The 12,312-nt window shown below is 32.7% G+C and carries 14 protein-coding genes; 11 read left to right on the top strand and 3 right to left on the bottom strand.

Annotated elements, in window-relative coordinates:
- Positions 1–131 precede the first annotated feature (131 nt).
- A complete protein-coding gene (locus tag ACKI44_RS10760; RefSeq protein WP_407424238.1) occupies positions 132–1,202 on the bottom strand; it encodes a DNA polymerase subunit beta in 1,071 nt (356 codons plus the stop codon).
- A 333-nt stretch (positions 1,203–1,535) separates the two neighbouring features.
- Here ACKI44_RS10760 and ACKI44_RS10765 point away from each other — a divergent pair, with 333 nt between their 5' ends.
- From ACKI44_RS10765 to ACKI44_RS10815, 11 genes are all read left to right on the top strand, one after another.
- A complete protein-coding gene (locus ACKI44_RS10765; RefSeq protein ID WP_407424240.1) occupies positions 1,536–2,771 on the top strand; it encodes an RNA-guided endonuclease InsQ/TnpB family protein in 1,236 nt (411 codons plus the stop codon).
- A gap of 196 nt (positions 2,772–2,967) precedes the next feature.
- Positions 2,968–3,555 (top strand): DUF366 family protein, encoded by a 588-nt coding sequence (locus ACKI44_RS10770; protein ID WP_407424242.1) that lies wholly within the window; start codon positions 2,968–2,970, stop codon positions 3,553–3,555.
- Positions 3,552–4,073 (top strand): 6-carboxytetrahydropterin synthase, encoded by a 522-nt coding sequence (locus ACKI44_RS10775; protein WP_407424244.1) that lies wholly within the window; start codon positions 3,552–3,554, stop codon positions 4,071–4,073. The genes ACKI44_RS10770 and ACKI44_RS10775 overlap by 4 nt, the downstream gene beginning before the upstream one ends.
- A 2-nt stretch (positions 4,074–4,075) precedes the next feature.
- Positions 4,076–4,774 carry a 7-carboxy-7-deazaguanine synthase QueE gene (locus tag ACKI44_RS10780; protein WP_407424246.1) on the top strand — a complete coding sequence of 233 codons (699 nt, stop codon included), beginning with the start codon at positions 4,076–4,078 and terminating at the stop codon, positions 4,772–4,774.
- Positions 4,775–4,817: 43 nt separating this feature from the next.
- On the top strand, positions 4,818–5,684 hold the full coding sequence (locus tag ACKI44_RS10785; RefSeq protein WP_407424248.1) for a CBS domain-containing protein: 867 nt from the start codon (positions 4,818–4,820) through the stop codon (positions 5,682–5,684).
- 18 nt (positions 5,685–5,702) lie between these two features.
- Entirely contained in the window at positions 5,703–6,503 is an 801-nt protein-coding gene (locus ACKI44_RS10790; protein ID WP_407424250.1) for a CBS domain-containing protein, read from the top strand.
- Between the two features lie 50 nt (positions 6,504–6,553).
- Positions 6,554–7,363, top strand: coding sequence for a prephenate dehydratase (pheA, locus tag ACKI44_RS10795; RefSeq protein ID WP_407424252.1), 810 nt, complete (start codon positions 6,554–6,556; stop codon positions 7,361–7,363).
- A 59-nt stretch (positions 7,364–7,422) separates the two neighbouring features.
- On the top strand, positions 7,423–8,088 hold the full coding sequence (locus tag ACKI44_RS10800) for an endoglucanase (protein ID WP_407424254.1): 666 nt from the start codon (positions 7,423–7,425) through the stop codon (positions 8,086–8,088).
- Positions 8,089–8,121: 33 nt separating this feature from the next.
- A complete protein-coding gene (locus ACKI44_RS10805; protein WP_407424256.1) occupies positions 8,122–8,703 on the top strand; it encodes a PsbP-related protein in 582 nt (193 codons plus the stop codon).
- 25 nt (positions 8,704–8,728) lie between these two features.
- The gene (locus tag ACKI44_RS10810; RefSeq protein ID WP_407424258.1) at positions 8,729–9,238 is read left to right on the top strand and encodes a flavoprotein; all 510 of its coding nucleotides are present in this window, start codon (positions 8,729–8,731) and stop codon (positions 9,236–9,238) included.
- Positions 9,235–9,894, top strand: coding sequence for a phosphopantothenoylcysteine decarboxylase (locus tag ACKI44_RS10815; RefSeq protein WP_407424260.1), 660 nt, complete (start codon positions 9,235–9,237; stop codon positions 9,892–9,894). Before ACKI44_RS10810 ends, ACKI44_RS10815 begins: the two co-directional genes overlap by 4 nt.
- 602 nt (positions 9,895–10,496) lie before the next feature.
- Here the strand turns inward: ACKI44_RS10815 and ACKI44_RS10820 are convergent.
- Both ACKI44_RS10820 and ACKI44_RS10825 read right to left on the bottom strand, forming a co-directional pair.
- Entirely contained in the window at positions 10,497–11,138 is a 642-nt protein-coding gene (locus tag ACKI44_RS10820) for a fibrillarin-like rRNA/tRNA 2'-O-methyltransferase (RefSeq protein WP_407424263.1), read from the bottom strand.
- A 2-nt stretch (positions 11,139–11,140) separates the two neighbouring features.
- Entirely contained in the window at positions 11,141–12,274 is a 1,134-nt protein-coding gene (locus ACKI44_RS10825; RefSeq protein ID WP_407424265.1) for an NOP5/NOP56 family protein, read from the bottom strand.
- Positions 12,275–12,312 lie beyond the last annotated feature (38 nt).

Below are 12,312 nucleotides of genomic sequence, written 5' to 3' on the forward strand. Positions count from 1 at the left end.
ATACATTGTTTGTCCTAGTATAAATAAATAGAGGTTTTAAATGCCTTCAATTTTTATAAAATAAGTAATTGTGGTGATGTTTGGTGAATAATATCGTTTTATGTGAATTTTTATCTCTTAAGGCAATATTTTCATGCTGGGGAAATTTTTAGCTTAAGATATTCATCTATTGCTTCACGTGTGGTTCCAACAACAAGTCTGTAATAATCGTCTTTTCCTTCGCTTATTACCTTTTCAACTTTACCCTTGGCAATGACATGTTCTCCATCAACCACTTCACCTGCGTAGGTGTGTGTAAATGATACGACTTCAACAATGTCTTTTTCAACCCCGTCAAGAATTTCAACGTTTTCTACTGTGTATAATGACGGATTGTCAAAGGCTCCAAGAGCACTAACGATATCACATTCTATCTTGGCTATTCCCTGAGGTTCATATCTGGTATCTCCCCAGCTGCCTTCAATTTCCTCATAGCCTTTGGTTGCTAAAATATCGAATAATGTACCGTTTATTGTTCCACGATTTGCCTTTCTGTTTTCATACCATCTGAATTCTTCAGGAGTAAGGCTTGAATCGCTCATTCTTTTATTGTAAACAAAGTCCCAGTAATCGTCTGTAATTCCATTAAGGGTAATATGCTTGTCAACCTCTTCAATGTAGACTTCTTCGTTCCTATGTTTTTTAAATGCTTCAATAGCTTTTCTGTGATTATCAAGACCATAAATAACATAATCCAAATCGGAAACGTCATCTTTTTGAAGTCCAGGTAAAATTGATCCTGAAATACCCATATCTTCATAGTCAATGCCTGCAATGTAATGGAAAAAGTCACAAACGTCCATTAATTTGGAAATGATTTCTGGATTTTTGACTTCACCACCGGATTCAAAGGTCTTTTTAAGGCCTAGTAATCTGTTTTCAGGCTTTATGACTCTTTCAACCTTGTCCAGCGGCACTCCCATCATTTCAACATTAGTTACGTCACAGAAGTATAAATAATCCGGATAATTTTCACGTAAATATGAATAAGCTTCCTCAGAACCTACTTTTCTATATCTAATACCGTCTTTTTCACGGTCTCCATTTTCATCAGGTATATATCTTAAAAATGAGATGTATCTATCTTCAGGATGGATATAATTTGTTGATGCGAAATACATTCCATCAGTCGTGTAAATAAAATCTCTTGTTCTTACTTGCATAAATATAACTCCTTTAATCTTAATTTATCATAATTTAGCGAGAATACCTCAACTTCTCAGAGTTGGGGATGAATCACATTGTTGGGGGTACTTTTATTTTTGCTAATTTTCCTTGTTGATTTTCTAAAATAGGCTATTTTTTCATGGTATTTGTATTGAATTTTTCATTCAGTATACTATTTTTTTTGATTTTTTTTATAATTTATATGTTTGCACAATAGTCATCAAATGCTCTCTCGGTATTTCTTTATATATGTATGTCGTTTATATTATATAATTGTAGTTAATACATATTTTATTTGGGTTTTATTAATAAATGGTGGTTATAATTAAATGAAAGTTGTTAATAAGAATATTAAAGTTAGGATTTATCCTTCAAAAGCGGATAAGAATGATAAAGGCGAAAATATTGTTAGTATTAACAAAATTGAGTCCAATATAGGTATTCACCGTTTTATCTATAATCATGAATTGGCTTTAATAAATTATTTTAAATCATTATTGGTGCAACATGGTTATGGGGATAAGGTTATTGTTAATGATTCTTCTTGTAATATGCTTTTAAAGATGTTACGTGCGGAAAATTCTTTTTTAGAAAAAGCAGAATCAAGTAGTCGCCAACAGTCACAAAGAAATCTCATACAAGCATTCAAAAGATATTATAATCCTAATTTAAAATCCAATTATCCTGTATTTAAACACAAAAGAAATGTAAAAGATAATTTCAGAATAATAAACAATAATAACAACGTAAGAATTCAAAAAAACAGGTATGGATTCGAACAAATCAAACTGGCTAAACTAGGATTAATAAAATTCAAAACCAGCAAAGAATATCGAGAATTACTACGAAAAGCCAGCAACACCAATGATTCCACAGCAAAAATAAAACATGTAACAATCAAAAAAGAAAATACCAAATACTATGCCGTTTTCAACATCGAATGCATACACACACCAGATAGAATAATCGGTCCACGCCAACAAATCGGAATAGACATCGGATGCAGCAAACTAGCCGTTCTCTCCAACGAAAAAGAGATACCCAATCTTAATCTAACAGAGGAAACAGAAAAAATCATCCACTATCAAAAAATAATGAGCCACCACAACCCAAAGTCCATAAGATACAAAAAAGCACAAAAACAATACAACAAATGGTATAAAAAACTAATAAACAAACGCAATGACTATTATAACAAACAAACAGCAGATATTGTAAAAAACAGCTGTTTTATAGCAGTTCAAAACGAAAATATCATTGCATGGAAACACAATAAATATTTAAGCCGAGGCATACAACTAAATGCGCCACGTACCTTCATGGACCAAATAGAATACAAATGTGACTGGAACGACATCGAATTCATCAAAGTACCTAAAAACTTCCCATCCACCCAAATCTGCAGCAAATGCAAAAAACAGAATAAAAAAATAAAAGGACAGGAAAACTTAGGAATACGTGAATGGGACTGCCCATATTGCAATACACATCATGATAGGGATGTCAACTCCAGTATTAATATCCTCAGAAGAGGTTTAGAACTCGCCGGGGCGGCGGGGCAGTAAAATTCCAAAATATAATTTTTTGGGTTGCGAATCCCCGTCCTCAAAAGGACGGGGAAGTTCAATTAAACTATTAAATTAAATTTTATGTTATATTAATTTTTAAATAACATTGATTACAAATTATTATTGTCAATTTTAATATTGATTTTTAAATGAAAAAATATGCATTTTTGCAAATTACATTATAGGTTTTAATATGAACATTACTCATAAACATATTGAAGAAATTTTTGAATATGATGGAAGCCAGATTAATCCTTCATGGGCTTTTCAAGAGTTTGGAATTTACGGTTCTTCCATAATCACTTGGATTGGGCCTGTAAATATCACTCCTGACAACTTAAAGGATTTTGCTGATGTTGGTTTGGAAATTAAGTCCAATTATATGGTGAATTTCATTTGTGAATTCTTTGACCAGCAGCCAACCAACATGAGGATTGCATATCTTCGCCAAAGGCTTCTTGTAATGATTTTTAGAGAAATTTTAACTGAAAAGGGAGTTAAAACGACCCGTGAAGGTGATGACATTTTCGTTGACGGAAGAAAACTCAGCATTTCAATTGCCAGTGTTTCTTTAAGTTCTGCAAAAATTCACTTTGCACTTAATCTGGAAGATAAGGGAACTCCCGATGACGTTGAAACTATCGGTTTATATGATATTGATGATGGAAAGGTCTTTAATGAAGAGAACTTAAAAGACCTGATTTTTGAAGTTGTTAATCGCTATATTGATGAGCTGGAAACAATTGAAAAAGATATTAGCAAAACAAAGGTGTTATTATGAAAATTCTGGTAAACGGTATACAATCCAATTTGAGATTTTCATCTGCCCACATTATTCCGGGCCACGAATCATGCGGATTCATACATGGCCACTCATATTTTGTTGATGTGGAAATCGAAGGTGAAAGAGCAGGGAATTTTGAATTTGTCGTTGACTTTAAAGACGTTAAAAAATATACTAAGGCTTTATGTGATGAACTGGATCACAGGCTTTTAATTCCTGTTTACAATACTTTAATCGAATTTAAGGATTTTGACAAGGAGTCTAATTCAATTTTTGATTTGAAAAAGGAAAAAACCGTCTTTTTCAAGGTTGACGGTAAAGGTTATTCAATTCCTTCTGAAGATTGTGTATTCTTGCCTCTCCCATATACTTCTGCAGAAGAGTTATCTAAATTTTTTGCAGAAACATTGGCCCGCAAATTGTCAGAAACATATGATAATTTGGAATATATTTCAGTTTGTGTTAATGAAGGAATCGGTCAGGGTGCCCAGTTTAAAAAGGAATTTGTGGAATAAATATGAAAGCACCAATAATTGAAATATTTTCTTCTTTTCAGGGAGAAGGAGTTTTAATCGGTCAGAGACAAATTTTTGTTAGATTTGCAGGCTGCAATTTAAATTGCGCTTACTGTGACACTAAAAATAGTATTTCCAAAAATCAGGGAACACTTATGACACCTGCTGAAGTTGTTGAAAAAATCGAAAGTATTTTAACCCCTGACTGTCATACTATATCTTTTACCGGTGGTGAGCCATCGTTATACCCAGAATTTATTAACGAAGTTTCCAAGCTTACCGACCTTAATATTATGCTTGAGACTAATGGGACTCTGCCGGATAATATTGATTTAATTGATAATTTAGATATTGTTTCGCTTGATATTAAGCTAAAAGAACAATTTAATGGCGATTATAAAGAAGATATTTTTTTAAATGAAATTAAATCACTAAATTTATTAATAGAAAAATCTATAAATGTATATTGTAAAGTAGTTATTTTGCCAAGCTTAAAAATTGAATCATTTGAAGAGGTAATTAAAAAAATTGATAAAGAGATAATTTATAAAAATAATCTTCAAGTTATTATTCAACCTTCCAGTCCTTTAAATGAATGGAAAAATCTTTCTGATTCTTTATTTGAATTTTCCGAGATTGTTGGAGAGTATTTTGAAGTATCCACCATTCCTCAAATTCATAAGATTTTGAATATTGAGTAAAATGATTCTGTTTAGGCGATAATTATAATTTTGAGGTGAATAAATGAACGAAAATATAATGAAAATAGCATCTAAAGATGTTATATCAATTCCCCCAAGTAAAAGTATTAAAGATACTGCGAAAGTTATGATGGAACACCAATTTAGAAGATTACCAATCACTGATCCAGGTTCTGGAAAAGTATTGGGTATTGTAACCGTAATGGATATTTTAGATTTCTTTGGTGGAGGAAATAAATTCAACATTATTGAGAAAAAATATCAAGACAACTTTTTAGCAGCTATCAATGAACCTGTACGTGAAATCATGTCTCGTGACGTCATTTGCTTATCTGAAAAAGCTTCCGTTAATGATGTTGTCGAAACTATGCTCTCAAATCAAATTGGAGCTCTTCCTCTTGTTGACGGCGATGATAAACTCGTCGGAATCGTAACCGAAAGAGATATCGCATTAACCCGTGCAGAAGGAATTGATGATAGAACTGCACAAGATTATATGACTACAAAAGTCTTTAATACCACCCCAGGTACTCCTGTTGAAAGTGCATGTAAAATCATGGTTAGAAACGGATTAAGAAGAATTCCTATCGTTGGAGGAGAAGCTGACATTTCCAAAGCAGCTAAAAAATTATTAGGTATTGTAACTTCAACTGACCTTATCCGCTTCTTTAATGCAAAAGAATTTTTCGATAACTTAAATTCAAATGCAGCTAGTGAAATTTTAGAAAAAACAAAATTATCTGATATTATGGTTGAAGACGCAATTGTCGTTGAACCGGAAGACACCATTGGTGAAATCTGCGAATTATTTAAAATAAGCAATATTGGTGGTGTACCAGTAATTAAAGATGATACTGTAGTCGGTATTATCACTGAAAGAGATATTTTAAGAGCTGTTAAAAAATTATAAAAAAATGGAGGTAGACCAATGCAAATTAAAAATTTAATGTCTACATCTTTAATCACAATCGACAAAGACCAAAATCTTAGCGATGCATTAAAGTTACTTAGAAAAAATAGAATTTCTCGTCTACCAGTTCTTAACAATAAAGAATTAGTAGGTATTATTTCTGAAAGAGATATTGCTAAAAAGCTAGGTTCTTCAAAATATGAAAGCATGCCTGCTTCAAGGCTTCATGTTTCATCCGTAATGGTAAAAGACATCATTTCAGTTCCACAATCCATGCGTTTAGCAGAAGTAGCTAATATCATGCTTGAAAACGGAATTGGATCCGTGCCTGTCATGGAAGATGATAAAATGGTAGGTATTGTTTCAAAAGCTGATTTTGTAACTTTAGCAATTGATGGGGAATATGAAAAAATATGTACTAAAGAAATAATGACTAAAGACATCATTTCTGTTTCACCATCCGAAAGATTAGTTCATGCAAGAAGAGTCAGCATAGACAATAAAGTCGGAAGACTTCCTGTCATGGATGATGAAGAATTAGTTGGAATGATTACTTCTAAAGATTTAATGAGAGCTTTCATTGACTTTAGGAAAAATGTTCCGGAAAAATATCAAAAATCTCAAATCAAAGAAGTATTAATTGAAGATATCATGTCTACAAACCCTTGTGTTGTCTCAAAAGACACTCCTATTTGTGAGGTTTCTAAAATCATGATGAAAACCGGTTATAATGGGTTACCTGTTGTAGAAAATGATAATGTTATTGGTATAATAACTCAAACTGATATCTTAAGATTAATTTCAAAATTAGAAGCATAGTGTAGCTATTTTAGCTATACTTTCTAAACTTTTTTTTTAAAGGTGATTCAATGGATGAACTGATTTCTTTTTTAGGTCCTATGGGGACATTTTCTCATGAAGCCGCATCATTATTGGGAGATGATCTGGTTCCTTTCTGTACCATTCCTGCAGTCATGGAAAGTATTGACTCCGGACAATGCATGAAAGGAATTGTCCCGATTGAAAACTCTATTGAAGGTCCTGTAGGAATTACTCTTGACTGTCTTGCCCATGAATTTGATTTAAATGTCGTTGGTGAGATTGTAATTTCCATTAATCAGAATCTTATCGTCAATCCAGGTTCTCAAATGGAAGATATTAAGGATGTATATTCACATCAGCAGGCAATTTCCCAGTGTCAGAATTTCATCCGAAAACATGATGTTCAGCCTCATTATGCAGTAAGCACGGCCAGCGCAGCAAAAAGCATTGTCGGTGACAAGTCAAAGGCGGCTATCGGCCATATTAAAAGCGCAGAATTATATGATCTGGAAATCCTTGAAAGTAACATTCAGGACGTTGACAATAATGCAACCCGCTTTGTAGTATTGTCAAAAGAGGAAACTGAACCTACCGGCAACGATAAGACATCAATAATCTTTTCAATATATGAAGATCGCCCTGGTTCCCTATATAATATACTCGGAATCTTTCAGAAATACCATATTAACTTAACTAAAATCGAATCAAGACCATCCAAGCAGGGTTTGGGCAAATACCTGTTTTTCGTAGATTTCTATGGCCATTATAAAGAGGATGTAATTAAAAAAATTATAATGGACATTGATGATAATACCTATTTTTTTAAAGTCCTAGGTTCCTATCCCGAATTTAAGTAAACTATAAATTAATGTTTTAATATAATTATTAATGTTAACTAAATTTAGGGAGGGTTAGTATGTCTAATGATAAGGATAAACTTCTAGAAATTATGGCAAGTTTAGAGTCTGATTATGCTCATGGAAAAATATCTAGAGAAAAATATATTTATTTCCGTTCAAAATATGAAGATAGATTAAATGCTTTAGATGCTAGGGAAGCTACTAATAGAATTAGATCTATGCAAGGTAAGCCTTCCAATTCTCCTAAAAAACAAAAACATGTTAGAAATGAAAGAAAAGAAGAAGAAGATTTAGTTCAAAAATATATTATTAATCCGAAGAAAGGGGACAAAAAAACTAAAGAAAAAACCCCTATGGATTCAGGTACCTTTAAACTTTTAGCTATTTTAATTTTGGCTATAGGGTTTACTGTAGGTGCTGGTTTTGGTGTATTTAGTTTTGATTTTGCATCTTTTTCAGATACAAATGCTTCGGCTATTGTCACGGACACAGCATTTCCTGATGTGGCCGATATTCACGTAAATACTACTTCTAATGTTACAACATCATACAATGCAAGTGATGTTCAAATAGAAACTACTTCAGATACAGGTTATATTCCTGATTCCGGAGGCAGTTCTGAAGGAGGAGGCAGTTCCGAAGGAGGAGGTAGCTCCGAAGGTGGAGGCTCTGAAGGCGGCGGCTCCCAAGGCGGTGGAGGAAATGTCCAAACTGTGGGCTAATCCTCACTATAATTCTTATTTAATGGTGAATTTATGAATAAACTTACAATAATTGGAGTTGCAATACTTTTAATTGTCATAGCAGTTTTCGGCTATATTGTTGTTAACGATATTACTTTCAATACTGGAAGCAGTAACGGTAGCAACGCTAATTCCAATGAATCTGTTACTATGTTAACAATGTCTAAAGGTGGAGTTACAGTTAATTATCCATCAAATTGGGTATTGTCTCAGGCAACTTCAAATAACTCTGTAATTGCAATTTCTAAAGAAAGCGCTGTTGATAATCTTGAGGTCGGTCAAGTAAACATTCATGTTGAGAAGAAAGAATTCTCAGGAGACTTTGAATCCTTTGTCAATAAGTCCTACACCAATATTCGGGCTGACAGTGCATTTGATTTAGTGTCTTCCGGTGAGGTTTCAATCAACGATGAAAAAGCTTTGGAATACATTTACACTTCAAGTGCAAATACCGGTGTTGTCAAACAGCATAAGGCGCTATGGTTTGAAAGAGGCAATCAGGCTTATGTTATAATGTACAGTGCTCCTATAGATAAATATGAGGCAAACTTGCCTGCTGCCGATTATATCATAGGACAAATTAAAATTAACTAATTTTTTTATTTTTTTGAGGTATTTTATGATTATATTATGTGTTACTGGCAGTGTAGCGGCCAGCCAATGTATTAAACTAGCAAGAGAATTTAAAAGACAGGGTATGGAAGTAAAATGTTTTATGAGCGAAGCCGCTTGTAAAATCATCCATCCAAACTCTATGGAATTTGCAACAGGAAATGAGGTTATCACTGAATTAACAGGTAATATTGAGCATGTCAGATATTCTCAGGAAGATTTGATTCTTGTTGCTCCGGCCACTGCAAATACAATAAGCAAATTCGCTTATAAAATAGCTGATAATCCTATTTCTACTTTATTAATAACTGCCTATGGACATGACACTCCGATTTTATTTGTTCCGTCCATGCATGATTCAATGTTTAAGGCTATTGAAGAAAACATTGAAAAGATTAAATCTGAGGGTTCAGCTTCATTCATGCCTCCTGTAATGGATGAGGGTAAGGCAAAATTCCCTTCCAATGAGGATATTGTTCTTGAATCTTTAAGATGCATTAATTTGGCTAAGAAGTGATTTTTATTCGTGGAAAAAAAGTTTTAATAAGTCTTGGTGGAACTTTTGAACCAATTGACTCTGTAAGGGGAATTACAAATAAATCCTCTGGAAAAATGGGTTTGGCTCTTGCTAAGCAGGCCTATATTCTTGGGGCTGATGTCACATTGATTGTTGCCAATGTAAGTGTTGAAATCTCTCCTCTTTTTGAGGTCATTCCTGTTGAAACATCCAAGGAGATGGCCGATGCTATTTTTGAAGTGGTCCACGATTTTGATATTTTCATTTCAACCGCTGCAGTTTCTGATTTTGAGGTTGCAAAGCCAAAAAATAAAAAGATTGACTCTGAATCTTCACTGTCCATTAATTTAAAGCCTACCATGAAGATTATTCGCCAGATTAAAAAGATCAATCCGGACATTTTTCTTGTCGGATTTAAGGCTGAATTCAATATATCTCGTGATGAGATAATTTATTGTGCTAGAAAACAGATTGATAATGCAGGAACTGATATTGTGGTTGCAAATGACGTTTCTAACGAGAACTGTAACTTCGGATCCGATAAAAATGAAGTTCTTATTATCGATGATGATGTTTTATCCGTTCCTCTTGCAAGCAAGGATGAAATCGCTAAAACTATTATGAATGTGATTTCTGAGAAGACTTCATGTAGATAGCACAAAGTATTTTATTATTTGTTCATTGGTATATGTTAAATAATTAATTTAGCATCCAATATTTTTAATTTATTTTTTTAAAGTACTATTTTAATTAGTCACAAAATCAATTAAATTGCAGGATTTTTTCCACCTATTTTTTGGATGATATTTTTTAATACTGATTTTCTTATTTCTATGTTCTTTATTTAAATAGTATTTAAGTAATTGGTGGTGATTTTTCAAAAATTTTTTCTCTGCTAAGTTAATGTCAATATTGCTTTGATGCGGTTTTTTATATTGGGAAAAATAAGTAATGAGTAATACTTTTTTGATAAAAAGACATTATTTTAGGTTAAAAATTAAAATTCATAAAAACGAGTTATATGATAAAATAAGTTCAATCCTTTAGGATTTATTTAAATGAAGTGATTAGTAGAGTGAATTTACCTAAAGGATTATAAAGTGAACTTTTATTTTATTTGCATTAGCATATATTATATTTAATTTTATGGTATATAAAGCTATTGAAGTAATACTTTTTTGGGTATTTTTTAACATTTTTTAATAAAATTTTAAAGAAGTTTTTTCTCAAATATGCTATGAAAATTCACTTATTTTCATTAAAAATTTTTTTCTATTAAAAAAGCTATATGGTCTTTTTCGTAAGGTTCCAGTTTTACTTTTTCAATAATTTTAAAACCTTTCTCTTTGAATTTCTTCTCTTCTTGCTTGAAAATCTTTTTAGGTTTTTGTACTACGTCAATACTTCTGGCTTTAATTGTTATCATTCCTAAAGTATTGTCCTTTGAGAATAAATTCATATTTTTCATAAATAATTCTGACTGTGTAGGCTGAGCAACATCGCAGTATAAAAAGTCAACCTTTTCAACTATATTCATATACTCCTTAGGTTTTGTTGCATCGCCGAGTATAGGATAAATATTAGGCCTTTGACGTGATAGTCTGGTTAACTTTTTAGCAGTTACAGGTGAAAATTCAACTGCATATATTCTTCCGTCATAAGCTATGTCTGAAATATGTGAAACTGTCGTACCGGTAGATGCACCAAGATATAAGACCTTGTCATCATTTTTGATGTCTAAATTTTCCAGTCCGTTTAAAATGGCTGCTGATAATTTTGACCTTCTTGGATTCCATAATCTGTATTCGACATCTTCTGCAATTAACTCTTCGCCGTAAACGCTGATTCCTGGTGTCAAGTTACGTGTTGCAACTTCATCGCCCTTTAAAAAAACATCCATTTTCATTTCCTCCTTCTTTTTTTACCTTTTTTATGCTTCTTTTTTGATTTCTGTTTTTCTTCTTTTCTTTTTTTAGTGGTTTTTGTTGGAAATGGATTATTTTTTTCTATTTCTTCAGCTTTAGCTGTAAATTCATTAAATATTTCTGGGTTAAAGTCATGAGTAAAAACGTCTTTTCTTGCGGCAAGTGATATTCTTCCTGCAAGCATTCTGGCAATCTTTCCACGATTCCACCATTTAGCTCCACGAACCTGGGGATGCTGGTATATTAATCCGTATTTTGGAGGACGATCTCCACTTTTCAGGTGTCTGAACAATGCCTTTTCAGCACCCATTATCTGAACGGTGCTTGAAGGATAACTTGCAAGTCTTTTAAGTCCTCCTGCGTGGGATATTAACTTTGCACCGAGTGATGCACCTACAAGCAGTCTTAAATTAGGTGCAACGGATTCCATTTTCGCATCAATATAATCAATAATATTTTTTCTGGTTTGCTGAAGTTCATAAATTGATTTGGCGTAATTGTTCATGATATCCAAATCCTGTGGGTTGATATCATCTTCAATATCTAACATGTCCTCTGGAAATGCGTCACTTTTGGCGTTAATGATTTCTTCTTTGGTTTTATTTTCATAAATCAGTTTGATGTAAGTCTCATTATTTTTGATTAAATCCATTTCTGGGAAGTACAGTGCGTACCATTCACGAATTCTTTCAATTAATTTGGAAATGGACTCGTCAATCTCATCTATGGAATTGATTGCCTGAATTAAATGTTTATCGTCTCCTGCCTGAGCCTTTTTCATCCTGTAAATTGCCAGTTTCTGGTATATTTCATTATCAACATCCAAATCAGAATGGCTTCTTAGATATTCTCCTGCAGGATTGGGGTTTTTCACTTTAACCCTGTCAGAAGCATAATCGGATGAACGCTTGTTGGATTCGACAATTACTGAATCATAATCCTTTAACAATTCCTCTATCAGTTCACTTTCTTCTGTAGGAATCTCTTTATTGTCAATTTCAATAAGTTTTTCAAGCATTTCATCTTCTTTAAATAATCTTTGCCCAATCAATTCATTGTTTTCATTAAATGCGTAAAATCCTTTAACACTGTAAGTAACATAACATTCCATGTGTTTAGATTTTCTTTTTATTTTTAATATATTTTGGC

Source organism: Methanobrevibacter sp. (genome assembly GCF_045646205.1).
Taxonomy (GTDB): Archaea; Methanobacteriota; Methanobacteria; order Methanobacteriales; family Methanobacteriaceae; genus Methanocatella.